The sequence below is a fragment of the Amycolatopsis roodepoortensis genome (assembly GCF_014873915.1).
Classification (GTDB): Bacteria; Actinomycetota; Actinomycetes; order Mycobacteriales; family Pseudonocardiaceae; genus Amycolatopsis; species Amycolatopsis roodepoortensis.
Genome location: NZ_JADBEJ010000005.1, coordinates 1617393 through 1640453 on the forward strand (window position 1 = coordinate 1617393; position 23061 = coordinate 1640453).

Below are 23061 nucleotides of genomic sequence, written 5' to 3' on the forward strand. Positions count from 1 at the left end.
ACGACGAAGGAGGCAGGGCGTGCACGTGGTGATCATGGGATGCGGCCGGGTAGGCGCATCCCTTGCCGCGGCGCTGGAGCGGCTGGGGCACGAAGTCGCCATCATCGACAAGACCCAGCAGGCGTTCCGGCGGCTCGGCAGTGATTTCCACGGTCAGCAGGTGGTCGGCGTCGGCTTCGACCGGCAGGTGCTGATCGAAGCCGGGATCGAACGCGCGGGGGCTTTCGCGGCGGTGTCCAGCGGCGACAACTCCAACATCATCTCGGCGCGGGTGGCCAGGGAGAACTTCGGCGTCGACAAGGTCGTCGCCCGGATCTACGACCACAAACGCGCGGCGGTCTACGAACGGCTCGGCATCCCGACCGTGGCGACCGTGCCGTGGACGACCGACCGGTTCCTGCGCACCCTCCTCCCCGACGGTGTCGCCTCGGTGTGGCGGGACCCGTCCGGCAGCGTGGCGCTCCTGCAGCTCCCGCTGCACGAGGGCTGGGTCGGGCGCAGCGTGCGGGAACTGCAGGACACCACCGGCGCGCGGGTCGCGTTCATCATGCGGTTCGGCACCGCGGTGCTGCCCGACACCAAGGCCGTGATCCAGGCCGACGACGTCGTGTACGTCGCCGCGAAATCGGGCACCGTCAGCGACGTGACGACCGTCGCCGCTCGCGAACCGGAAGAGGAGAACTGATGCGGGTCGCGATTGCCGGGGCCGGCGCGGTGGGCCGGTCGATCGCCGCGGAGCTGATCGACGGGCGGCACCAGGTGATGCTCATCGAACGTGAGGCCGACCAGTTCGAGCCGCACACCGTGGAGCAGGCGGACTGGGTGCTCGGCGACGCGTGCGAGGTGTCGATCCTGGAGGAGTCCGGGATCGAGGAGTGCGACGTCGTGATCGCCGCCACCGGCGACGACAAGGCGAACCTGGTGGTCTCGCTGCTGGCGAAGACCGAGTTCGCGGTGCGCCGGGTGGTGGCGCGGGTGAACAACCCGGCCAACGAGTGGCTGTTCAACGACGCCTGGGGCGTCGACGTCGCCGTGTCGACCCCGCGGATGCTCGCGGCGATGGTCGAGGAGGCGGTGAGCGTCGGCGATCTGGTGCGGCTGATGACGTTCCGCCAGAGCCAGGCCAACCTCGTCGAGCTCACCCTGCCGGAGGAGACCCCGCTGGCGGGCAAGGCGGTCAGCGAGCTCAACCTGCCGCGTGACGCCGCGCTGGTGACGATCCTGCGCGGCGACCGCGTGATCGTGCCGCAGCCCGAGGACCCGCTGGAGCCGGGCGACGAGCTGCTCTTCGTGGCGACTTCGGACGTGGAACCGGAGATCCGGACCGCGCTGGGCTATTAGTTGTCGACGGCGGGCGCCTGCGCGTACTTCGCGCGCAGGCGCGCCTCGATCTCTTCGTCGGTCTCTTCGCGCGGGGCCTCTTCGGCCAATGCCTTGAGGTGCTTGTCCGACCGCCGCACCGCCCAGACGACCGTGAGCAGGCCGAGCGCGTACAGCGGGTAGCCCATCGCGATCTTCGCGAAGGCCAGCCAGCCGGTGTAGTCCTCGTCGTAAAGCCAGCGCTGCACGACGAACCGGGCGCCGAAGATCAGCGCCATCGCGGCGGTCGCGATCGAGTACGAGATCAGCGACTTCTTGTCCTTGCGCCAGGCGTGGCCGCTGCCGTTGAGCGCGTTCCACACCACGCCGGCGAGCGGCCAGCGGACGACGATCGAGAGCACGAAGACGCCGCAGTAGACCAGGCTCGTCCAGATGCCGAACAGGAAGAAGCCCTTGGCCGATCCGGTCCGGTACGCGATGAACGCCGCGATCGCCACCCCGAAGAACCCGGAGATCGCGGGCTGCAACGGCTCCTTGCGCACGATCCGCAGCACGGTGATCGCCACCGCGCTGCCCACCGCGGCCCAGATCCCCACCGTGAGCCCGAAGATCGCGTTCGCGATCACGAACACGATGACCGGCAGCGAGGAATAGAACAGCCCCGACAGCCCGCCCATCTGTTCCAGCAGGGTGGGCTGGGGTTTCTTGTCTTCGGTCTTCTCTTCGCCGCCGACGGGTTCAGTCACGATGCGGGATCAACTCACAGGGCTCTGAAGTTCGTAATAGGGGTTGTACAGCACCTTCTGACCATCACGTTCGGCCATCCGGCCGCGCACCTTGATGGTTCGCCCGGGTTCGATCCCGGGGATCCGGCGGCGTCCGAGCCAGATTAGCGTCACACCCTGTGTGCCGTCGAACAGCTCGGCCTGCAGCGTCGCCGCCTCGTTGGTCGGGCAGAGCTCCACGCTGCGGAGTCTCCCGAGCACCGTCACCTCTTGCCCCGACCGGCAGTCGCAGGCGCGCTGCGCTCCGCCGGCCTCGGATTCTTCGGACAGATCGTCGGCGTCGAGATCCTCGACGTCGCTGGTCAGCTTGCGGACCAGCCGGCTGAAGTAGCCGCCGTCTTTGGCGGACATAACGGTGCTCCTGTGCTCCGGGGCCCCCGACTTGAACGGCCCGTGCGTAATCCAGCGTAACTGTGCTCCGACCAGGAGAACGGGTTTAGGGGAATATCGCAACGTGACCTCCGCTATTCCGCCTACGACGGCAGTAGTACTCCCCGGCACCGGGTCCGACGAAGTGTTCGTGCGCGCCGTGTTCGCCGGTCCGCTGCGGGCGCTCGGCATCCGGTTGATCGCCCCGCCGCCGCCTCCCGGTGACCGGCTCGCCGAGGGCTATCTCGAGGAGCTCGACAGGCTGGCCGACGAGCACGGTCCGCTGCTCGTCGGCGGTATCTCGTTCGGCGCACATCTGTCGGCGGAGTGGGCGGTGCGCGAGCCGGCCCGCTGCACCGGCCTGCTGGCCGCGCTCCCGGCCTGGAACGGCCCGGCCGGGCGAGCACCCGCGTCGCTCGCCGCGCGGCTGTCAGCGGATCTGGTGGCCGAAAACGGGGTCGACGGCGCGCTGGCGGAATCCTCCGACGGCGTGCCGGAATGGCTTTCGGCGGAACTCGGCCGCGCGTGGCGTCGGCACGGTGACGGTTTGGCGGCGAGCCTGCGGACGGCGGCGGCCCATCCCGCGCCGTCGCTCGAAGACCTGAAGGGTCTCGACGTGCCCGCGGGGATCGGCGCGTGCGTCGACGATCCGATCCATCCGGCGGAGGTCGCCCGCGCCTGGGCGGACGCCCTGCCGCGCGCCGAGGTCGGCGAGTCGACGCTCACCGCCCTCGGCGCGGACCGGGAATCGCTGGGCCGGGCGACCGTCCTGGCCTGGCTGAAGGCTCGCTAGCCCTGCTGTTCCGCGATGTGCTGCGCGACGGCGTCGGGCAGCGTGATGGTCAGCGGGGTGCGGACCGGCATCGGCGCGTCACCGCGGTCGACGATGGTGTGCCGCACGATCTCCCGCAGCACGGCGGGCGCCTGCGACGCCTGCGACTGCGGGCCGGCGATGACGCCGCGGAGCATCCAGCGCGGGCCGTCGACCCCGACGAACCGCAGCGCGACGTCGCCGACGATCGCGGACAGCTCCAGCCCCCACTCCCCCATGCCGACCGAGACCTTGGCCCCATCGGCGCGCAGCTGCTCGGTGAGCTCGGTGCTGACGTCCTTCCACAGGCCGCCGGACCGCGGCGCCGCGTAGCCGCTGACGGTGATCTGACCCTGTTCGGTGACGACGTGCACCGCGCGGACACCGCCGCTCTCCGGATCCATCTCGACCTGGACCTGGGAACCGTCGGGCACCGGCACCTTCACCGAACCGAGGTCGATCCGCGGGATGCCGTCCTCGGGCGCGTCGGCGAGGTCGAAGGGGCCGTCGGAGGTCTCCGACAGCTGCGACTCGATCTCCTCGTCGGCGTCGTCGGCAACTGGACGCTCATCGACCTCGGGCGCGGCGTGCCGTCCGGTCGGCTTCGCGCGCTTGCGTCCGAAAATCCCCACTAGTTCTCCGTTCCTTCCCTGGCTCCGGCTCCCAGTGTGGCGTGTCCGCCCGTGGAGCCATACCCTCCCTCGCCGCGCTCGGACGGTTCGAGTTCGGCGACCTCGACGAATTCGGCCTGTTCGACCCGTTGCACGACCAGTTGCGCGATCCGGTCGCCGCGGGTGAGCACGACCTTCTCGGAGAGATCATGGTTGATCAGGCAGACGCGGATCTCACCGCGGTACCCGGAGTCGATCGTGCCCGGCGTGTTGACGACCGAGAGGCCGACGCGGGCGGCGAGACCCGAGCGCGGGTGGACGAAGCCCGCGTAGCCGGGCGGCAGCGCGATCGCGACGCCCGTGCCGACCACGCCGCGTTCACCGGGCGCGAGCACGAGATCCGAGGTGGTGACGAGGTCGGCGCCCGCGTCGCCGGGGCGCGCGTAGGCGGGGAGGGGGACCGAAGGATCGATCCGGGAAAGCAGTACCTGAACGGTGGACACGGGCGGCGAGACTACCCTGAACGCGTGGGTGAAAGCGTGAACACGGCCGAAGGCGGCGCCGTCAAGCATTCAGAGCGGCTCTACGTCCCGTGGTGGGGCTGGCCGCTGCCGCTGCTGGGCGGCGGGCTGCTGGCGGCGGAGATCGACATGGGCTATCCCGGGCTGCGCGGGTGGCTGCCGTACGTGGTGCTGATCCCCGCGGTGATCGCGCTGATGATCTCGCTCGGCCGGTCCCGTGTGAAGGTGACCGGCGGCGCCGAGCCGGAGCTGTGGCTGCGTGACGCGCACCTGCCGCTCAAGTTCGTCGGCGACGTGGACGTCATCGACAAGGAGGCGAAGCGCAAGGCGCTCGGCCGCGACGCCGATCCGGCGGCCTTCGTGCTGCACCGGGGCTGGGTCGGCCCGGTCGTGCGGGTCTGGCTCACCGACCCCGACGACCCGACGCCGTACTGGCTGTTCAGCACCAGGCATCCGGAGAAGGTGGCCGCGCTGCTGCGCCACCCCGCCTCGAAGTCCTAGAGCACAGGAAAGGGGGCCGGCCACCAAGGCCGGCCCCCTTTATTCCTGTTTCAGTCCCCGAAGCCCCTGTCGCGCCGTCCCCTGTGCCCGTAGGCTCAGGCGCAGTCGCGGCAGATGAGCCGTCCGCCACTCTCCTCGGCCAGCCTGCTGCGGTGGTGCACCAGGAAGCAGACGGAGCAGGTGAACTCGTCGGCCTGCTTGGGCACGACCTTGACGGTCAGGTCCTCACCGGAAAGTCCGGAGAGGTCCGCGCCCGGCAGCTCGAAGTTCTCGGCGGTCGCGTCCTCGTCGACGTCCACGACGCCGGACTGGTTTTCGTTACGCCTTGCCTTCAGCTCTTCCAACGAGTCTTCGGCCAGCTCGTCGGCTTCGCTGCGGCGCGGAGCGTCGTAGTCGGTCGCCATTGGTCCCTCACCCCTGCGATGCTTTCGATGTCGATTGGCCCGGACCCGCGAGCGCGCGGCTCGTGAGTCCTTCGTGCCGCTGGTTAACGTCCCAGCGCCCCTGTTTGTGCCCGGCTGGGCAGTGAGCGAGGTCTCTCTTTTGCGCCTCTTACTGCCGCCTGAGCCCGCGAAGGGTAGCTCACGCTGATACCGGCTCTGCAACGAGTCAGACCTAGCCGCGATTACGTCACCCAACAGGGGGAACCCTGCTGTCAAGACGCCTGTCGTCCGAATGGGTTGCCCACGGGTCGGGTACCTCACCCCTTGGGCCCGGCTGCTTGCCCGGAGTGGTCCTCGCGTGGTGCTATCCGGAGGCCCGCGCCGATCACCTTCGCCGCAACGCATAGGCTGATCGGACACGATGGTGAGATGAAGCACCATCCGGGGATCCGGGCTTTGGGGAAGGGACTGGCAGGTGGCGTCGGGGAACGGCATCGGGGACCGCGGGGCGAGGCCGTATCGCAAGCGCAAGCCGCTGCCCGCGCTCATCGTCATCGGCGTGATGGCACTCGGCGCGGTGATCGTCTGGGTGAACGTCGTCGCGAGCAGGTCCGACATCGACGCCAGGGTCCGCTGCGATCCCCCGCCCGCCCCGCAGCAGGGTGTCACCTACACCCCGCTGGCGCACAACGGTCTCGACGACCGCGCGCCGGTGCCGCCGGACAAGGTCGCCGTCCAGGTGCTCAACGGATCCCAGGTCCGCGGCCAGGGCGGGATCGTCACCAGCACGCTGCGGGAACTCGGCTTCTCCCAGATCGTCGAGCCGGACGTCGACCCGGCCTACAAGAACGCCGAAGCCAAATGCCGCGGCCAGATCCGTTTCGGTGAGAACGGCGCCGCCGCGGCCCGCACGCTGAGCCTGGTGGTCCCGTGCGCCGAATTGGTCAAGGACAACCGCAAGGACGCTTCGGTCACGCTCACCACCGGAACCCTCCTCGGCGACGTCCGCCCGAAGGCGGAGGCGCGCCAGGTGCTCGACCAGCTCACGCAGTGGTCGAAGGCGCAGCAGGGCAGCGGCGGCGGTGAGCAGTCCGCGGGCGGCGGCGCCCCGGTGATCGACCAGGCGCTGCTGAAGGCCGCCCGCGAAGCTCCCTGCTGACCTCAGATAGTGCCCACGCCCGAGTCGATCAGCGCCTGACGCAACGGAGCCGCGATCGACGGCGCCACCGCGAAGGTCGCGTCCGGCCCCAGTTCCGTGTCCTCCCCCGGCAGCGACACCTGAGCGCCCGCCTCGGCGGCGATGAGCGCGCCGGCGGCCCAGTCCCAGTGCCCGAGGCCGTGCTCGACGTAGGCGTCCAGCCAGCCCGCCGCGACCGCGCACAGATCCAGCGACGCGGCCCCGTTGCGCCGGACGTCCCGCACCCGGGTCGCCAGTTCGGCGACGAACCGCGCCTGCTTCGTCCGCCGTTCGACCTTGTAGGCGAATCCGGTGCCGACGAGCGTCAAATCCAGCCGGGAGGGGGCGTTGACCGCCAGCGGCCGCCCGTCGAGGAACGCGCCCTGCCCCCGTGCGGCGGTCCAGCGGCGCCCGCTGACCGGTTCGACGACGGCGCCCGCCACCGACACCCCGCCGACCTGCGCGGCCACCGACACGGCGAACCAGGGCAGGCCGTAGAGGAAGTTCACCGTCCCGTCGATCGGGTCGACCACCCAGGTCACCCCGTCCCCGGCGATCCCGCCGCCCTCCTCGCCGAGCACGGCGTCGTCCGGGCGCAGCTCGGCCAGCCGGGCGCGCACCAGCCGTTCCGACTCGTGGTCCACCGCGGTCACCACGTCGGTGTCGGCGGATTTGGTGTCCACGCGCACCTCGCGGCCCGCGTTCATCCCGGTCCAGGCCTCGTGGACCAGTTCGGCGGCCTCGCCCGCGACACGCTCGGCGACACTCTTCAGCAACGTCTCGTCAACTCCCACGTCCGCCATGTCACCACATCCGGTTAAAGTCTCCGAGGCAGGCTTCTGAATCGTGCGAGAAGGGACCACGTCCGTGGTGGAGGCGACCCGAGGTTTCGGTATCGACATCGGCGGCAGCGGGATCAAGGGCGCGCTGGTGGACTTGGCGCAAGGACAGCTGATCGGCGACCGGATCCGCATCGACACGCCGAAGCCGTCGACCCCGGAGGCGGTGGCGGACGTCGTCGCCGAGATCACCGGCCAGGCGGGCTGGGACGGCCCGGTGGGCGTCACGCTGCCCGCGGTGGTCAAGAAGGGGGTCGCGCACACCGCGGCCAACATCGACCGCAAGTGGATCGGCACCGACGCCGACGCCCTGTTCGCCAAGCGCCTCGGCCGCGGCGTGGACGACATCGCGATGCTCAACGACGCGGACGCCGCCGGCATGGCCGAGATCCGCTGGGGCGACCCGGCCGCGCGGCGCGGCGTGACGGCGCTGCTGACCTTCGGCACCGGTATCGGCAGCGCGGTCTTCCAGGACGGGAAGCTCGTGCCCAACACCGAGTTCGGCCACATCGAGGTCGACGGCTTCGACGCGGAGAAGAAGGCCGCGGCGTCGGTGAAGGACAACGAGGAGCTCTCGTATCCCGAATGGGCGGAACGGGTGAACAGGTATCTCTCCGTGCTGGAAAACCTGATCTGGCCGGATCTGTTCATCGTCGGCGGCGGGGTCAGCAAGAAGTCGCACAAATGGGTCCCGCTGCTGGACATCCGCACCCCGGTGATCGTCGCGTCGTTGCAGAACAACGCGGGCATCGCCGGCGCGGCGGCCGCCGCCGCGGAGGGCATCGAGCACTGACGCGCGCACGCTGACATCCGCGCTTCGGATGTCACTTCGGCGGGTCGCACGGCGTGTCGCGCCCGGCGGGTGGTGGTCCGCGCCGCGACGCTGTCACGTATCGTCGTTACAATGGAACACGGCCCACGGCGGCGGTGCCAAGGAGAACCAGGGAAACCGCAGGCCGAGGGGTGTTCCCCGAAGTTTGAGGCAGCCGAGACCATCACGCCTCGGCTCGTCATGATCGACCGCTGCGAAAGGGCGTAAGTGGCAGCCGCAAGAACCGCAACCCGAAGCGGGACGAAGACAGCGACCGCAGCCGGCGAGCCGGCCGACGAGGCAGCCACCGACGCGGCGAAGCCCGCGGCGCGCAAGACCGCCGCCAAGGCGGCAGGCGCGAAGAAGGCCCCGGCGAAGAAGGCTCCGGCCAAGAAACCCACCACCAAGGGTGCCAAGACCGAAGACGGCGACCCGGAAGACGGTCCGGTAGAGCTCGACGAAGCCGACCTCGAAACCCCGGACCTGTCGGACCTCGAAGAGGTCGAGGTGGACGTCGTCGACGCTTCCGTCACCGAGGAGACGGAAGAGGACGCGGAGTCCGACGAGGACGTCGAAGAGACGCCCGCGCGCGGCCGCCGCACGTCGACCGACAAGAACGCCGGGAAGACCTCCGACAACCCGGACTTCGTCTGGGACGAGGAAGAGTCCGAGGCGCTGCGCCAGGCCCGCAAGGACGCCGAGCTCACCGCTTCGGCCGACTCGGTCCGCGCGTACCTCAAGCAGATCGGCAAGGTCGCCCTGCTGAACGCCGAGGAGGAGGTGGAGCTCGCCAAGCGCATCGAGGCCGGGCTCTACGCCGCCGAGCGCGTCCGCAACGCCGAGGAGGAGGGCGAGAAGCTCGTCACCCAGATGCGGCGCGACCTCAAGTGGATCGTGCGCGACGGTGAACGGGCGAAGAACCACCTGCTGGAGGCGAACCTCCGGCTCGTGGTCTCGCTGGCCAAGCGCTACACCGGCCGCGGCATGGCGTTCCTGGACCTGATCCAGGAGGGCAACCTCGGCCTGATCCGCGCGGTGGAGAAGTTCGACTACACCAAGGGCTACAAGTTCTCGACGTACGCCACCTGGTGGATCCGTCAGGCGATCACCCGCGCGATGGCCGACCAGGCCCGCACCATCCGTATCCCGGTGCACATGGTCGAGGTCATCAACAAGCTCGGCCGTATACAGCGCGAACTGCTGCAGGACCTCGGTCGCGAGCCCACCCCCGAAGAGCTCGCGAAGGAAATGGACATCTCCCCGGAGAAGGTCCTCGAGATCCAGCAGTACGCCCGCGAGCCGATCTCGCTCGACCAGACCATCGGCGACGAGGGCGACTCGCAGCTCGGTGACTTCATCGAGGACTCCGAGGCCGTCGTCGCGGTCGACGCGGTGTCGTTCACGCTGCTGCAGGACCAGCTCCAGTCGGTGCTGCAGACGCTGTCCGAGCGCGAAGCGGGTGTGGTGCGGCTGCGGTTCGGCCTCACCGACGGCCAGCCGCGCACGCTCGACGAGATCGGCCAGGTGTACGGGGTGACCCGTGAGCGCATCCGGCAGATCGAGTCGAAGACGATGTCGAAGCTGCGTCACCCGTCGCGTTCGCAGGTCCTGCGCGACTACCTGGACTGAGCCCAGGGTTCACGGAAGACCCCGTCACCGTTTCGGTGGCGGGGTTTTTCGCGTCCGGACCCGCTTCGCCCCCTGACCTGGTGTCCTGAAGGGCACCTTTGAGACGTTGAACGTCCCGAAGGTGCCCTTCAGGACACGGGAATACGCGGTCGTGGCCTCAGGCGCGGCCGGTCAAGGTGGTCCACGGGACGTGCACGGTCACCCGTTCCCGCAGCTGTTCGTTCATCAGCCACAGCTCCCCCGTCGCCGGCCAGTACGACAGGTTTTGCGAGTTCACCGGCGCCCGGCCGCTCAGCCGCGACGTCGAGGTGCCGCCGACACCGCCGTGCAGGCACGACGGATGGTCGCCCGCCACCCCGGCGTACTCGGGGCACACGCCGGTCAGCACGAAATACCCGTTACGCGCCACCGCTCCCTGCATGCCCCACACCGGCGACACGAAGCCTTCCTTCGCGTGCACGGTGCCATCGGCGGACACCTTCGGCAGGCCGGTCGCGCGGTCGAACGGCCACCGCAGCACTCGGCCGCCGGCCGCGTTCGGGATGTGCTCCGCGGTCACGATCGAGCCGTCGCTGTGGTCGAACGACATCGTCGCGAGACACGGCCGCGTCCCGGGAGCGTTGGTGCAGGCGCCGCCGCCGGGATACCAGTACGCGCCGATCTGCGGCATCGCGTAGTCGTAGAACGCCGCGTGGTACTTGCCGTCCGGGCCCTTCCCGACGACGCCCGAGCTGTCGTCGACCTTCCAGAAGTGCGTGGTGTCGAAGACCCGCACCACTCCCCCGGTGGTCGCGACGAACAGCCGGTTCCCGATCCACGTCATGCCGTGCCCATGTCCTTGCACGACGGCGAAGTTGTCGTCCGACGTCGGCTCGACGAGCAGCACGTGCCGGTAGCCCAGCCCGGTAGCGTCCACAAAGGACAGACGGACCATGGTGTCGCCCGGGGTGTGCCAGGACGTCGCCACGACCCGTTTGCCGCCGACCTTCCCGGTCGCCGCGTCCGCGTCGCCGGAACCGGTCAGTCCCTGCGGGATCCAGTCGTTGGTCCTGTCGTCGTTCGCGTCCTCCCAGCAGAACCCCGCCGGTTTCAGCGCCGTCGCGAGATACGTGGCGTGGCACAACGGCCGCGCCTTCCGGTTCGCCGACGACAGGATCTCCGGCAACCCGCGGGCCGGGAGGTGTTTCTCCAGCGCGGCGATCCGGGCGCCGTAGGTGCCGAAGGTCGAACCGGACGTCCAGCGGAAGCCGTCGACCGTGGCCGCGTCCATCCTCGGGAAGGCGGCCGCGGCCGACGCGACCCCGGGGACGAGCCCGAACACCAGCAGCAGCGCGGCGAGAAGTCCCAGCCTCTTCATGCCCGCGAGCCTCCCGGCCGCGCGCATACTTTCGATACAAATCGCGTCAGGACACCGAAAGTCCGCGCTGGGCCAGGGACTCCTCGATCCGGAGCCGTTCGATCTCCCGCTCGAAACCCTCCGGCAGGGCGTCCAGCCGGTGGTCGACCTCGACCTCCCGGCAGGCTTGGACGAGCAGCGCGTCGTACGCCTGCCTGGTGCCGTACCGGCGGACGGCGGAGGCCCCTGGCGGGAGTTCCGCCAGGAGACGGTGCACCCGGCGCAGATCGGCGGCGAGCTTCTCGATGGGCGGGCCCGCCGGGACCTCGGGTTCGCGGCGGCGGCGCCACCGGCGCACCACCTCGGGGACCTTCAGCGCGCACCAGAAAAGAACCGAAGGCGCCACGGCGACAACGGCGTACAGCGCGACAGGCCCGATGGCCACGACTAAGGGTAAACCCGCGCGGAGCGCCGGAGAACCCGCGAATCCGGGCTATATTCGCGACTGTGCTGACCGAGAGCTACCGCTACCCGGACACCGGCGACCACGTCACCGGCGCGTTCATCCGACGGCACGAACCCTACGACGGCTACTGGACGGCCAGCGAGGACCGCGCGCTCGCCAAGGTCGCCGACGAGCTCACCGCGATCCTCGGCCCGCGCGAAGAGGTCAAGGCGCTCGACGCCGGCTGCGGGGAAGGCCGCCTTCTCCCCTGGCTCGCGCGGTTCTCCGCCGACGTCACCGCCGCGGACCCCGACCCGGACAGGCTGGCCAAGGCGCGGGAGACCACCGTCGCGGACACCGGTTTCTCCTTCGCCGTCTCACCGATCACCGAACTGGACGGCGGCCCGTACGACCTCGTGCTGTGCAGCCACGTCATCCAGCACGTGCCCACGCCGGACGTCGGGCCGATCCTGCGCCGGCTGGCCGGGATCACCGCGCCCGGCGGCGCACTGGTGCTGGCCTACAGCCGGTCGCCGGTCGGGCGGGGCGCGTTCAGCCTCGACAGCGTCGAAGCGGGCACCGGAGTCCGCTCCCGCCGCGTTTCGCGCGAAGAGTTCGACAAAGCGCTGCACGACGGCGGTCCGGCGCTCCCGGTGCGCCACCTCGATCCCGAGGAGGTCGCCGCCGACGCGGCCGAGGCGGGCTGGCGCACCGCCTGGGAGTGGACGTACCACGTGCTCGACGATCTCGGCCCGGCCGACGAGCACATCGACCGCGACGAACTGGTCAACGCCTCCGGCCCCCTGCGCCGCCATCTCGGCCGGGACCTGATCACCCTCCTGCGCCGCGGATGACCGCGCTGCTCCTCACCTTCGCGTGGGCGGTCCCGCTGTCGGAGCGGGAGGCCGGGAAGGTGCTGGACGGCGGCCGGGACCGCGGGCTGCTGGCCCACCTCGACGGGAAACTCGGCGAGGAGTGGACGGCCGCGGAGAACTTCCTGGCCAGTTACACGCGACCGCCGCGAAGACGGGTGCTGCGCAAACGCAGGCTGTCGATCCGCGTCGGCGCGGCGGGCCTGCCGTGCGAGCTCGTGGTCACCTGGCATCCGGCTTATCACGCGATGACGCTGGTCCTCGCCACCACGATCAGCGGCGCGGCCGAGGGTCACGCCGCCGAGTTCGACCTCGCCATCGCCGTCCTGCAAAGCCTTCAGGGCCGTGAGACGTCGAACGGGGAGAACGGGCTGCACGGCGCCTACGGCGAGAAGACGTTCCCCTCGCTGCTCAAGGCCGTCACCCATATCTTCGAGGATCTGACCAGGGGCTGCGGCCTCACTGAAGGGCTCAGCCGCAAGGGCTGGTGTGTCGAACTGCGATCCCACGACGGGCATCCGCCCGCCCAGCGGGTCGCCGCCGATCCCCGGCCGTACTACGGGCTGGCGACCAGCGACGAGGGCTGGCGGTTCGTGCCCCGCGAGGTCGCTCGGGACGCGCTCGGTCCGTCGTGGGGAACGCGTTCGTTCGTCGCCGCCTACACGATGGCGGGCGGGATCGTCTGTCTCAACAGCAAGGACTCCGACTACGTCGAGCACCAGGACGAGCTGATGCGCGGCCCGTTCGGCGCCGCCGAACCGTATTTCGCCATCGACAGCGAGATCGGCGGGCTCGACCACGGGATGCTCTTCATCCTCGAACGCGTCCTGATCCGGATGGCGCTGGCCGACCAGTGGCTGGCGTCGATGAAGAAGTCCGGGAGCCGCACCCGGCTGCTGCGCGGCTCGCTCGACGACATCCTCGAGATGCTGCATTCGGTGCTGCCGCCCGAGATCGATTCGCTGGAGCGCCGTCTGGTCACCAGCATGGGCGTGGAGCGGATCATCGCCCAGCTCGACCGTCAGGCCGAGGCGATGGACGAGGAGACCAGGTACGCCTACGAGAACACGGTGAGCGCGCGGGTCACGCGGCTCACCGTGGTCACCGTCGTCCTGACGGTCGTCACCATCGTCCTCGGCGTCCTGCAGGTCGTGGTCTCACTCTGACCGGCGGCGCTGTTTGCGGGCACGCTCGCCGAACAGCAACCCTACGCCGCCTGCCACCATCAGCGCGCTGGCCACCACGTGCATCCCCGGCGGGAGCAGGTGGAGCTGCACGAACCAGCTCGGGTTGGTGCTGCCGAGCAGCCGGTTGATCAACCCGCCGCCGCCCTGCACCAGCAGGGCGATTCCCAGTAGTTCGATCATCGTCGAGCCCCTTCCTTGACTCTTTCGCCCTTGGGTGAGAGCTCCTGCCACAGCGGCCCGGTGGCGAACCAGATGGCCGTCACGACCCCCAGCCGCGGCAGCCACCCCCACAGCGGGTCGACCTGCTCGGTGCCACCGACCATGAAGATCAGCAGGAGCAGCACCCCCGCGGCCAGCCCGCAGGCCAGCACGCATTTGAACCAGTCACGCCATTCGGCGCGCGTCTTCTCCCGGCCCCTCGGCTTGGGCGGCGGTGGCGGCCCGCCCGCGAACCGGTGGGCGAACCGGACGTCGGCCCACTTGATCATCGAATGCCCGAACACGACGCTGAAGCCCAGGTACACCGCGGCCAGGCCGTGCACGAAGTTCGCCGTGGCGCCGTTGCGCAGGTCGATCACCGTCGCGACCAGCACGACGAGGTCGATCACCGGGGTCAGGAGCAGCAGCACGACACTGGTCCGCTTCAGCTTCAGCAGATAGCGGGCCGCGAGGCCGGCGACGATGGCGACCCAGAAACCGATCTCCCCGCCGGCGATCACGGCCGCCATCGGGTTTTCCGCGATGAAGTCCCAGATCTTGTTCACGCCGTAAGCCTCGCCGACCGCACCGGTCCTGCGCGTCGGCGTACGGCACGAGATCATCGTCATCAGTTAGGAGGACCCCGCCGCCCATCCCGGTGTGCTGGGATGGGGCGGTGCCCACGTTCGTCCCGCGCCTGAACCACCTCGCCGAATGGAAACAGGACCTCGTCATCGCCTTCGGCACCTGGGTCCTCGGCGTGCTGGTCTACGTGAGCGGGATGCAGGTGCTCCTGGCGGGCCCCGACGACACGCCATTGTGGATCCGCCTGAGTGAACTGACCGTGCTGTGCGGCCTGGAGATGTTGCGCCGCAAGGTTCCGCTGGCGCTGCTCTGCGCGCTGGTCGTGCTCGCGGTGGACTTCGCGTTCGGTCCCTCGCTCCCGATCCTCATCGTCTTCACCGACTTCCTGTACGCGACGACGCTCTACGGTTCGCGGCGCGTCAGCAGGACGATGATCGGGGTGGCCGCGATCGGGACGCTCGGGGTGGTCTGCGTGGCGCTCATCTTCTCCGCGCAGTGGCGTACGGCGATCCTTGTCGCGTTCGCCTTCCTGCCGTTCCTGGTCACCCCGGTGTGGTGGGCGGCCAACGTCCGTCAGCAGCGGGACATCGCGGACAACGAACGGGCGAACGCGGTCCAGCTCGCCACGATCGGCGAACTGGACCGGAAGGCCGCCGTCGCGGGGGAACGCTCGAAGATGGCGCGGGACCTGCACGACGTCATCGCCGGGCATCTTTCGGCGATCGCGATCCAGTCCGAGGCCGCGCTGTCGATGGCCACCGTCGACCCGAAGCTGTCGAGGAAGGTCCTGGAATCGGTGCGGGAGAACAGTGTGAGCGCGCTCGACGAGATGCGCGCGATGATCGGGCTGCTGCGCGCGGATCCCTCCACCGGGAACAGCGAGATCGAGCCGACCGCGCCCGCCCGGCTGGCGGAACTGTCCAAACTGGTCGAATCCGCGCGCGCGAGCGGCCTGGAGGTCGAGATCGGTTCCACGCCCGGTCAGTCCGCCCACCTGCCCGCCGCGGTCGACCTGACCGCGTACCGGATCGCGCAGGAGGCGCTCACCAACGCGGCCAAGCACGCCGCGGGTGGCCGGGCCGTGCTCGACATCCGCGCCGACGGAGGCATACTCACCGTCGAAGTGCGCAACGATCTTCGTCCCGGCTCCGGCTCGGCTGACGACGGCGGGACCGGACTCGGCCTGCTGAACATGCGGGAACGCGCCGCCGCGGTGGGCGGCACACTCGCCGCCGGGCCGTCCGGCGGTGGCTGGCTGGTCCGTGCCGAACTGCCTCTGGAGGGGTCTTGAGCGACGGGAACATCAAGGTGCTGGTCGCCGACGACCACGGCGCCATCCGTGCCGGGTTGATGATGATCCTCGGCAACGCCGAAGGTATCGAGGTGGTCGGCGAAGCGGCGGACGGCGCCACCGCCGTCCGCCAGGCGAAGGCGCTGAAACCGGACGTCGTGCTGATGGACGTCCGCATGCCCGGCGTCGACGGCATCGCGGCCACGCGGGAGCTGACCGCGGAGGGGTTGTGCGAAGTCCTCGTGCTGACGACGTTCGACCTCGACGAGTACGTCCACGCCGCGCTGCGGGCGGGCGCGGCCGGGTTCCTGCTGAAGTCGGTCGAGGCGTCGCGGCTGATCGAGGCGGTGAAACTGGTCGCGGCGGGTGAAGGAGTGCTCGCCCCGCAGGTCACGCGGAAGCTGATCGCCGCCTTCGCCGCAGGGACCCGTGAGCCTTCGCTGGTCCCCGACGGGCTCGAGGATCTGACCGAACGCGAGCGCGAAGTGCTGGCGTGCCTGGGCGGCGGCCTGTCCAACGCGCAGATCGGGACGCGGCTGCACATCGGCGAGACCACGGTGAAGACCCACGTCTCCCGGGTGCTGACGAAGCTGGAACTGCGGTCGCGGGTGCAGGCGGCGATCCTCGCGCAGGAGAACGGCGTCGTGCTGGAGGAGTGAAACCCACCGATCTGCGAGGTGGACGGCGATCTTCTAGCGTGACCCTTCATGCGGCGAACTCTGGACGTGGACGAGGTCCTGAAACGGCAGGATTCCGGTGAGCTGAAACGCCGCCTGCACGGGCGCGACCTCATCGGGTTCGGGGTCGGCATCATCATCGGCACCGGGATCTTCACCCTCGCCGGGGTCGAGGCGAAGACCCATGCCGGCCCGTCGGTCACGTTGTCGTTCGTGCTCGGCGCCGTCGTGGCCGGGATGGCCGCCCTCTGCTACGCCGAACTCGCCTCCAGCGTGCCGACGGCGGGAAGCGCCTACACCTACGCCTTCGCCACCCTCGGCGAGACCTTCGCCTGGATCATCGGCTGGGATCTGCTGCTGGAGTTCGCCCTCGGCGCGGCCGTCGTGTCGCGCGGCTGGTCCGGCTATCTCGCGAATCTGATGGGCCTGTCCCCCGAGTGGTTCGGCGAAGACGCGAAGGTGAACATAGGCGCGGTCGCGATCATCGCCGTGCTGACCGTGATCGCCGTCCTCGGGATCAAGGAGTCGGCGCGGGTGACGAATCTGCTCGTGCTGGTCAAGGTCGCGGTCTGCGTGCTGATCCTCGCGGTCGGCGTGTTCTACATCCGCGGCGAGAACCTCACCCCGTTCATCCCGCCCGCCCAGCCGCCGACGGAAACGGCGGGGACCCTGCACCAGCCGATCGTGCAAGCCGTCCTCGGGCTCGAACAGTCCGTCTACGGGATCGCCGGGATGGTGACGGCCGCGGCCGTCGTCTTCTTCGCCTACACCGGTTTCGAGGCGCTCGCCAACCTCGGCGAGGAGACCGTGAACCCGAAACGCGATCTGCGCGTCGGCATCCTCGGGGCGCTCGGCGTCTGCGCGCTGCTCTACATCGGGGTCTCGCTGGTGCTGACCGGGATGGTGCCGTTCACCGAGATCGACGCGGGCGCCCCGCTCGCCGACGCCTTCGACCGCGTCGGGCAGCACTGGGTGGGCGCGCTCATCTCGCTCGGCGCGGTCACCGGGCTGACGTCGGTGATGATGGTGGAACTGGTGACGATCGGCCGGATCGGGTTCGCGATGGGCCGCGACGGCCTGCTGCCGAAGAGGTTCGGCACGGCGCATCCGCGCTGGGGCACCCCGCACCGGATGACCATCGCCGGCGCGGTGCTGATCGCGGCGCTGGCCGCGTTCGTGCCGATCTCCGAACTCGCCGACATGGTCAGCATCGGCGCGCTGTCGGCGATGATCATCGTCGCGGTGGCCGTCCCGGTGCTGCGGAAACGCCGCCCGGACCTGGAACGCCCGTTCACCGTGCCGTTTTCGCCCTACCTGCCCATCGTCGCGGCGCTGGCGTGTCTCTACCTGATGCTGAACCTGGACCTCATGACCTGGCTGCGATTCGCCGCGTGGCTTCTGCTCGGCCTGCTGATCTATCTCTTCTACGGGCGCAAGCATTCCCGGTTCGCGAAGGACGGGCTCAGCTCCACAGACCGGCCGTCGTGATCGCGGCGACGGCGGCCTCGGCGTCGTCGTCGTCCACCACGACCAGCATCCGCTTGAGTGCCGCGGCCACCCATTCCACCGGCTGGTCGTGCAAACCGTTGTCCCCCAAGGACGGATAACCGTCCATAATGGACACAAGGGTTCCTTCGGCGCCGATCCGCATCCCGGCGGCCAGCACGTGGTGCGCGGCGGCCGGGCGCCAGCGGGACGACCACAGGGGCGGGATCCCCGTGTCGAGGTAGTCGAGCAGCGCCCGCGCCGGGGTGTCGTGCGCGCCGAATTCGCCCGCGTCGACCTCCGCGATCAACGCGACCCGCGGCAGCCGCCACAGCGCGGCCAGGAGCATGAACAACGACTGCGGTGCCCAGTTCCCGCTGGCGGACACGGCGGCGAGCCGTCCGCCCGACAGCGTCCCGATCGCCCTGGCCAGTCCTTCGGTCGTGGTGCCGGACAGCGCCGCGACCTCGTCCTGGCCCGCGACGGCGAACCCCGCGGCGCGCAGGGCGGCCAGCGCCGTGAACGGCCCGGCGAGCTCGTCCTTCTGCGGGAGTTCGGCGCGGGCGACGGCGACGAGATGCTCGCCGCCGGGCAGCCAGCGCCGCCCGGACAGCCCCGTCCGGTCGCCGTCGATTCCGGAGGACATCAGTCTTCGAACGTCCACGACCGCATGATGAACGGCCCGTCGTTCGACGCGCCGGCCGAGGTGTAGGTCGCCAGCGCGGCCTTGTTGTCGGTCTCGACGCCGACCCACATCCCCCGGCAGCCACGCTCCCGCGCGATCCCGGCCAGAGCGTCGACCAGGTCGCGGCCGATCCCGCGCCGCTGGTAGTCCGGGCTGACGTCGAGTTCGTTGAGGAACATCTCGGTGCCCTTGTCCGGATGCGTCACCTCGGTGCCGGTGATCATCCCGGCGGGCTCGCCGTCCTCGTAGGCGATGAGGAGGTGGTTCTCCTCCCCCGCGAGGAACTTCTCGGACGCCTCCCGTAGCGCGGGGCCGTCGAACAGGTGCTGGGCGGCGACGACCTCCTCGACGGTGACGGCCCGCCGGATCTCGGCCACGTGTCCTCCCGGTGCTGAAAGCGCTTCAGGCTGGTCAGTATCCCGCTCAGAGGGGCGCCGAGTCATCACGTTTCCCCGGCGATCGCAGCGCGACCCCGGCGACGACGGCCAGCGTGCCGATCGCCTCGGGCAGGGTCGGGATCTGCCGGAGCCACAGGAAGCCGACCAGCCCAGCCGTGACCGGCAGCAACGCGAGCAGCAGCGCGAACCGTGCCTGCCCGGCCTTGCGCAGGACCACCTGATCGAGGGCGTACGGCACGACGGTCGAGAGCACCCCCACCCCGATGCCGAGCAGCAGTAAACGTGGCGAACCCCACACCGCGCCGGTGCCGAGCGCCAGCGGCGACAGAACCACGGTGCCGACGGCGAACCCGACGGCCAGCCCGTCGATCCCGTTCCCGCCGACCGCGACCCGCTTCCCGAGCAGGATGTACCCCGCCCAGGCGGCCGCCGCGCCGAGCGCGAACAGCACGCCGAGCAGGCTCCCTTCGAGCCGGACGTCCGCGATGGCGACCACCCCGGCCGCCACCAGCAGCAGCGCGAGGACGTCCCGCCGCGTGCGCGAACCGAACGCGGCCACCACCACGGGCCCGGCGAACTCGAGGGCGACCGCGGTGCCCAGCGGCAGCCGCGCGATCGCCTCGTAGAAGAGCACGTTCATCCCGGCGGTGACGATGCCGAAGGCACCCGCGAGCAGGAACGCGCGCCCGGTCCACGCCGAGCGGGGTGGCCTGCGCCACGCCAGGAGGACCACGGCCGCCCCGAGACAGCGAAGCCAGGCCACCCCCGCGGGTGAGGCGACCGAAAAGAGACCTACGGCGATGGCCGCGCCGGCGTACATGGAAATTCCGCTGAGAACGAACAAGACCGGCGGCGGCACGCTGGGAAGACGGTTCCGGACGACTGCGATACCCACCCCCGCATGGTGCCTGACGTGGGAAAAGACGGTTCGGCGGGGAGTCTTCTCCCACGTTGCGTGATTACGCTACGGCATCCGAGGTAATTACCAGTGACAAATGAGACACCCGCACGGGAACACTTGCGGGTCGCCAAACGTCTGGAAGAGTGGAAGCACGAACACGGCGGGGCCGGGAACGAATGTTGCCGGCATCAGTGCCGAAGTGGTCGTAGCTGGATCGATGGCACCGGGCCACCGGTGCCGGGACGGAGGGAGACTCCAATGACTTCACCGACGCTCACCCGCCCCGAACTGACCGCTGCCGACCGATGCGACCGGTGTGGAGCTGCAGCCCAGGTTCGAGCCATTCTCAGCACCGGTGGCGAGTTGCTCTTCTGTGGTCACCACGCCCGCGCACACGAGACGAAGCTCAAGGAAATGTCCGCGGACATTCAGCGGTAGCCCACCAGTCCACGACCACCCGGCGGCCGGCCGCTCCTTCTGGGAGCGCGCCGGCCGCCCTGTTTTCCGCTCTGGAACGGCACGCTCGGCGCCGTCCCTATGTCTTCCAAAAACATACAGACAGCATGTATGTTACTTCCATGACGACCAGCGACCTGCTCGGCGAGGTGCACGAGGCGGACCTCGGCGGCGCCCGAATCCGCTACCGCGACCGCGGCGAAGGCCCTCCCGTGGTCTTCGTCCACGGACTGCTGACCAACGGCCTGCTCTGGCGCAAGGTGGCCCCCGCGGTCGCCGACGCCGGCTTCCGCTGCCTCACCCCGGACTGGCCGCTCGGCGCGCACGAGATCCCGGTCCCGAACGCCGACCTGAGCCCGCCCGGGGTCGCCGCGCTCATCGCGCGGTTCCTCGAAGTGCTCGACCTGACCGACGTCACCGTGGTCGCGAACGACACCGGCGGCGCGCTCACGCAACTGCTCATGACCACGAACCCGGACCGGGTGGGCCGGGTCGTGCTGACGCCGTCGGACTCCTTCGAACGCTTCCTGCCGCCGCTGTTCGCGGGGCTGAGCACGCTGGCACGGATCCCCGGCGGCGTCGGGCTGATGGTCCAGGCGCTGCGCTGGCGCTGGCTCCTGGAGAAGACGGACTTCCTCTGGCTGACCAAACACCCGGTCCCGGACCACATCCTCGACGCGTATCTGCTGCCCAGCCGCCGGAGCGCGGAGATCCGCGACGATCTGCGCCGGTTCACCGCGAGCGTCGACAACCGGTACACGCTGACCGCCGCCGAGCGGCTGCCCGCGTTCGCCAAGCCCGTTCTGCTGGCTTGGGCACCTGAGGACCGGCACTTCCCGCTGTGGCTGGGCCGCAAGCTCGCCGCGGTCCTGCCGAACGCCGAACTGAAGACGATCGAGGACTCCTACGCCTTCGTGCCGGAGGACCAGCCGGAGCGGCTGAGCGGCATGATGGTGGAATTCCTGCGTGCCCACGCCACGACGTAGCCAGACCGAACGCTCGCAGTCGACGCAGGCCGCGTTGATCACGGCGGCGCGGACGCTGTTCGCCGAACAGGGTTACGCCGCCGTCCCAGCGGACGAGATCGTCCGGGCGGCGGGCGTCACCCGTGGCGCGCTGTATCACCACTTCGGGGACAAGCAGGGCCTGTTCCGTGCCGTGATCGAGCAGATCGAAACCGAGATCACCGAGGAACTGAAGACCGTCCTGCGCGCCACGGCCGATCCGTGGGCGGGGGCGCTCGGCGTGCTGAGCCGGTTCCTGGACCTGTGCCTGCGGCCCGAGGTGGTGCGGATCGCGCTCACCGACGCGGTCTCCGTCCTCGGTTGGCAGGAATGGCGGGAGCTGGAGAACCGGTACGGGCTCGGCCTGATCACGGAGATCCTGGAGGCCGCCGCGGCGGACGGGCTGCTGATCGACGCGCCCATCCCGGAGCTGGCGCAGCTGGCGTTGAGCGCGTGCGCGGAGGCGGCGCTGATGATCGCGCACGCCGAAGACCCCGCGGCCGCGAAGGAGAAGTCCCTCGCCGCCCTGGTGGCCCTGCTCTCCGGCCTCGTGAGTGGTAAGGACGGTTAGAACCGTCCTACCGCTCACGAGGTCTAGACGGTATCCAAGATCATTTCAAACGCCGCCTCGGCCGCACCCAGCAGCTTCACGTCCGCCCCGAGCGCCGAGCTCACGATCTGCGTCCCGCCCACGGCTCGGCTGACCAGGCTCCGCCGCCGCACCTCGGCCGCCACCGACTTCACGACCGAGTCGGGCAGCACGGTGAGCAGATCGCCCAGCACGACCAGCTGCGGGCCGAGCAGGTTGACCACGTTCACCAGGCCCAGCGTCAGCCATTCCGCGAACTCCGACAGCCGCTCCTCGGCCGCGTGCGGATCCCGGCCCAGCTCGCGCAGTTCGAACAGGATCGCCCCGCGCGGGGTGTCCTCGGGCAGGTCGAGCGCGCGGCACAGGGCCGCCTCGCCGACCTCGGTCTCCCAGCAGCCGCTGGACCCGCAGTAGCAGGGACGGCCGCCGGGCCGGATCGCCATGTGCCCGATCTCGCCGACGTAGCCCGCGCCGCCGCGCAGCGACGAACCGTCCGCGATGATCCCTCCCCCGACACCGACGTCGGCGGAGACGTACACGGCGTCGGAAGAACCCCGCGCGGCGCCGCGCAGGTGTTCGGCGATGGCCCCGAGTTCGGCGTCATTGCCGACCAGGACGGGGATGCGCAGCACACCGCCGAGCCGTTCCCCCAGCGCCACATCCGTCCAGCGCAGGTTGGGCGCCTCGTGGACGTGCCCGTCGGCCCGGCGGACGACGCCGGGCACGGACACCCCCGCGGCGATCGGCTGTACGCCGAGGTCGCCCGCCAGCACGGTGGTCGACTCGATCACGTGCGTGATCACTTCGTCGGCCTCCCGCGTCCGGCCGTGGAGGTTCCAGCTGTTGCGCCCGAGGATCTGGCCGCCGAACCCGACCAGCGCGATCGCCACGTGTTCGACCTGGAGGTCGACCGCGAGCACCACCGCCGCGTGCGGCTGCGGCAGGACCAGGAGCGAGGGACGGCCCGCCCCTCGTCCCGGCCTCGGGACCCGCTCCTCGACGACCCCCGCTTCCGCGAGGCCGTCGACGAGGGTCTTGATGGTGCTGCGGTTGAGCCCCAGCTCGGTGGCGAGGGTCGCCCTGGTGCTCGGGCCGCTGACGTGCAGCAACCGGAGCAAGGTCGTGCGGTTGTGCCTGCGCACCTCGTCTGGTCGTGCAACGGGTGTGCTGGTCACGGACTTCATCATTCCATGTG

At 70.0% G+C, this 23061-nt stretch carries 29 protein-coding genes; 15 read left to right on the plus strand and 14 right to left on the minus strand.

All coding sequences use genetic code 11. The features are described from left to right. The first annotated feature begins 19 nt into the window (after positions 1 to 19). Positions 20 to 685 (plus strand): potassium channel family protein, encoded by a 666-nt coding sequence (locus H4W30_RS26885; protein ID WP_126731528.1) that lies wholly within the window; start codon positions 20 to 22, stop codon positions 683 to 685. After that, complete coding sequence (locus H4W30_RS26890; protein WP_125780267.1) at positions 685 to 1341, plus strand: potassium channel family protein; 657 nt, start codon at positions 685 to 687, stop codon at positions 1339 to 1341. Before H4W30_RS26885 ends, H4W30_RS26890 begins: the two co-directional genes overlap by 1 nt. On the opposite strand, the gene H4W30_RS26895 is transcribed toward H4W30_RS26890, so the two are convergent. Beyond that, a complete protein-coding gene (locus H4W30_RS26895; protein WP_063274508.1) occupies positions 1338 to 2066 on the minus strand; it encodes a DUF3159 domain-containing protein in 729 nt (242 codons plus the stop codon). The genes H4W30_RS26890 and H4W30_RS26895 overlap by 4 nt on opposite strands. 9 nt (positions 2067 to 2075) lie before the next feature. Beyond that, the gene (locus H4W30_RS26900) at positions 2076 to 2456 is read right to left on the minus strand and encodes an OB-fold nucleic acid binding domain-containing protein (protein WP_192745386.1); all 381 of its coding nucleotides are present in this window, start codon (positions 2454 to 2456) and stop codon (positions 2076 to 2078) included. A 103-nt stretch (positions 2457 to 2559) separates the two neighbouring features. Here H4W30_RS26900 and H4W30_RS26905 point away from each other — a divergent pair, with 103 nt between their 5' ends. Further along, positions 2560 to 3267, plus strand: coding sequence for an alpha/beta fold hydrolase (locus H4W30_RS26905; RefSeq protein WP_192745387.1), 708 nt, complete (start codon positions 2560 to 2562; stop codon positions 3265 to 3267). Here the strand turns inward: H4W30_RS26905 and H4W30_RS26910 are convergent. Then, the gene (locus tag H4W30_RS26910; protein ID WP_037343736.1) at positions 3264 to 3917 is read right to left on the minus strand and encodes a DUF3710 domain-containing protein; all 654 of its coding nucleotides are present in this window, start codon (positions 3915 to 3917) and stop codon (positions 3264 to 3266) included. The genes H4W30_RS26905 and H4W30_RS26910 overlap by 4 nt on opposite strands. Beyond that, entirely contained in the window at positions 3917 to 4399 is a 483-nt protein-coding gene (dut, locus tag H4W30_RS26915; RefSeq protein ID WP_007033571.1) for a dUTP diphosphatase, read from the minus strand. Before dut ends, H4W30_RS26910 begins: the two co-directional genes overlap by 1 nt. Before the next feature lie 24 nt (positions 4400 to 4423). On the opposite strand from dut, the gene H4W30_RS26920 reads away from it, so the two are divergent. Then, complete coding sequence (locus H4W30_RS26920; RefSeq protein ID WP_192745388.1) at positions 4424 to 4918, plus strand: DUF3093 domain-containing protein; 495 nt, start codon at positions 4424 to 4426, stop codon at positions 4916 to 4918. A gap of 95 nt (positions 4919 to 5013) precedes the next feature. Here H4W30_RS26920 and H4W30_RS26925 read toward each other — a convergent pair whose 3' ends face one another. Continuing rightward, a complete protein-coding gene (locus H4W30_RS26925; RefSeq protein ID WP_005164528.1) occupies positions 5014 to 5322 on the minus strand; it encodes a DUF4193 domain-containing protein in 309 nt (102 codons plus the stop codon). A 454-nt stretch (positions 5323 to 5776) separates the two neighbouring features. Here H4W30_RS26925 and cei point away from each other — a divergent pair, with 454 nt between their 5' ends. Beyond that, positions 5777 to 6460, plus strand: coding sequence for an envelope integrity protein Cei (cei, locus tag H4W30_RS26930; protein ID WP_192745389.1), 684 nt, complete (start codon positions 5777 to 5779; stop codon positions 6458 to 6460). Positions 6461 to 6462: 2 nt separating this feature from the next. Here the strand turns inward: cei and H4W30_RS26935 are convergent, their stop codons facing one another. Continuing rightward, positions 6463 to 7281 carry an inositol monophosphatase family protein gene (locus H4W30_RS26935; RefSeq protein ID WP_192745390.1) on the minus strand — a complete coding sequence of 273 codons (819 nt, stop codon included), beginning with the start codon at positions 7279 to 7281 and terminating at the stop codon, positions 6463 to 6465. A 67-nt stretch (positions 7282 to 7348) separates the two neighbouring features. Here H4W30_RS26935 and ppgK point away from each other — a divergent pair, with 67 nt between their 5' ends. Next, positions 7349 to 8110: a polyphosphate--glucose phosphotransferase gene (gene ppgK, locus H4W30_RS26940; protein WP_063274512.1), complete on the plus strand. Its 762-nt coding sequence runs from the start codon at positions 7349 to 7351 to the stop codon at positions 8108 to 8110. A 246-nt stretch (positions 8111 to 8356) separates the two neighbouring features. Next, complete coding sequence (locus H4W30_RS26945) at positions 8357 to 9757, plus strand: RNA polymerase sigma factor (RefSeq protein ID WP_126731519.1); 1401 nt, start codon at positions 8357 to 8359, stop codon at positions 9755 to 9757. Positions 9758 to 9914: 157 nt separating this feature from the next. Here the strand turns inward: H4W30_RS26945 and H4W30_RS26950 are convergent, their stop codons facing one another. Continuing rightward, positions 9915 to 11114, minus strand: coding sequence for a hypothetical protein (locus H4W30_RS26950; RefSeq protein WP_225949880.1), 1200 nt, complete (start codon positions 11112 to 11114; stop codon positions 9915 to 9917). Positions 11115 to 11160: 46 nt separating this feature from the next. Continuing rightward, on the minus strand, positions 11161 to 11538 hold the full coding sequence (locus H4W30_RS26955; RefSeq protein ID WP_192745392.1) for a hypothetical protein: 378 nt from the start codon (positions 11536 to 11538) through the stop codon (positions 11161 to 11163). A 62-nt stretch (positions 11539 to 11600) separates the two neighbouring features. Between H4W30_RS26955 and H4W30_RS26960 the strand changes: the two genes are divergently transcribed. Both H4W30_RS26960 and H4W30_RS26965 read left to right on the plus strand, forming a co-directional pair. Then, positions 11601 to 12392: a class I SAM-dependent methyltransferase gene (locus H4W30_RS26960; protein ID WP_192745393.1), complete on the plus strand. Its 792-nt coding sequence runs from the start codon at positions 11601 to 11603 to the stop codon at positions 12390 to 12392. Then, a complete protein-coding gene (locus tag H4W30_RS26965; protein WP_192745394.1) occupies positions 12389 to 13576 on the plus strand; it encodes a hypothetical protein in 1188 nt (395 codons plus the stop codon). The genes H4W30_RS26960 and H4W30_RS26965 overlap by 4 nt, the downstream gene beginning before the upstream one ends. On the opposite strand, the gene H4W30_RS26970 is transcribed toward H4W30_RS26965, so the two are convergent. Next, a complete protein-coding gene (locus H4W30_RS26970) occupies positions 13568 to 13777 on the minus strand; it encodes a hypothetical protein (protein WP_192745395.1) in 210 nt (69 codons plus the stop codon). The genes H4W30_RS26965 and H4W30_RS26970 overlap by 9 nt on opposite strands. Further along, positions 13774 to 14361: a hypothetical protein gene (locus H4W30_RS26975; RefSeq protein ID WP_192745396.1), complete on the minus strand. Its 588-nt coding sequence runs from the start codon at positions 14359 to 14361 to the stop codon at positions 13774 to 13776. The genes H4W30_RS26970 and H4W30_RS26975 overlap by 4 nt, the downstream gene beginning before the upstream one ends. 110 nt (positions 14362 to 14471) lie before the next feature. Between H4W30_RS26975 and H4W30_RS26980 the strand changes: the two genes are divergently transcribed. The 3 genes from H4W30_RS26980 to H4W30_RS26990 all read left to right on the plus strand — a co-directional run bounded on the left by H4W30_RS26980 (position 14472) and on the right by H4W30_RS26990 (position 17836). Beyond that, positions 14472 to 15671 carry a sensor histidine kinase gene (locus H4W30_RS26980; protein ID WP_192745397.1) on the plus strand — a complete coding sequence of 400 codons (1200 nt, stop codon included), beginning with the start codon at positions 14472 to 14474 and terminating at the stop codon, positions 15669 to 15671. Continuing rightward, complete coding sequence (locus H4W30_RS26985; RefSeq protein ID WP_126731506.1) at positions 15668 to 16330, plus strand: response regulator; 663 nt, start codon at positions 15668 to 15670, stop codon at positions 16328 to 16330. The genes H4W30_RS26980 and H4W30_RS26985 overlap by 4 nt, the downstream gene beginning before the upstream one ends. A gap of 66 nt (positions 16331 to 16396) precedes the next feature. Beyond that, complete coding sequence (locus H4W30_RS26990) at positions 16397 to 17836, plus strand: APC family permease (RefSeq protein ID WP_192746832.1); 1440 nt, start codon at positions 16397 to 16399, stop codon at positions 17834 to 17836. Here H4W30_RS26990 and H4W30_RS26995 read toward each other — a convergent pair. Genes H4W30_RS26995 through H4W30_RS27005 form a run of 3 tightly spaced genes read right to left on the minus strand, consistent with a single transcriptional unit; the run spans position 17811 to position 19736 of the window. Then, a complete protein-coding gene (locus H4W30_RS26995) occupies positions 17811 to 18479 on the minus strand; it encodes a DUF6885 family protein (protein ID WP_192746833.1) in 669 nt (222 codons plus the stop codon). The two genes, H4W30_RS26990 and H4W30_RS26995, sit on opposite strands and share 26 nt — an antisense overlap. Next, positions 18479 to 18895: a GNAT family N-acetyltransferase gene (locus tag H4W30_RS27000; protein ID WP_192745398.1), complete on the minus strand. Its 417-nt coding sequence runs from the start codon at positions 18893 to 18895 to the stop codon at positions 18479 to 18481. The genes H4W30_RS26995 and H4W30_RS27000 overlap by 1 nt, the downstream gene beginning before the upstream one ends. Positions 18896 to 18941: 46 nt before the next feature. Beyond that, positions 18942 to 19736: an EamA family transporter gene (locus H4W30_RS27005; protein ID WP_192746834.1), complete on the minus strand. Its 795-nt coding sequence runs from the start codon at positions 19734 to 19736 to the stop codon at positions 18942 to 18944. 339 nt (positions 19737 to 20075) lie between these two features. On the opposite strand from H4W30_RS27005, the gene H4W30_RS43845 reads away from it, so the two are divergent. From H4W30_RS43845 to H4W30_RS27015, 3 genes are all read left to right on the plus strand, one after another. Beyond that, positions 20076 to 20255, plus strand: a complete 180-nt coding sequence (locus tag H4W30_RS43845) for a DUF7455 domain-containing protein (RefSeq protein ID WP_016332937.1) — start codon at positions 20076 to 20078, stop codon at positions 20253 to 20255. 140 nt (positions 20256 to 20395) lie between these two features. Then, positions 20396 to 21259, plus strand: a complete 864-nt coding sequence (locus H4W30_RS27010) for an alpha/beta fold hydrolase (RefSeq protein WP_192745399.1) — start codon at positions 20396 to 20398, stop codon at positions 21257 to 21259. Continuing rightward, positions 21240 to 21848, plus strand: coding sequence for a TetR/AcrR family transcriptional regulator (locus tag H4W30_RS27015; protein ID WP_192745400.1), 609 nt, complete (start codon positions 21240 to 21242; stop codon positions 21846 to 21848). The genes H4W30_RS27010 and H4W30_RS27015 overlap by 20 nt, the downstream gene beginning before the upstream one ends. Before the next feature lie 23 nt (positions 21849 to 21871). Here H4W30_RS27015 and H4W30_RS27020 read toward each other — a convergent pair whose 3' ends face one another. After that, positions 21872 to 23053 carry an ROK family transcriptional regulator gene (locus H4W30_RS27020; protein ID WP_192745401.1) on the minus strand — a complete coding sequence of 394 codons (1182 nt, stop codon included), beginning with the start codon at positions 23051 to 23053 and terminating at the stop codon, positions 21872 to 21874. Positions 23054 to 23061 lie beyond the last annotated feature (8 nt).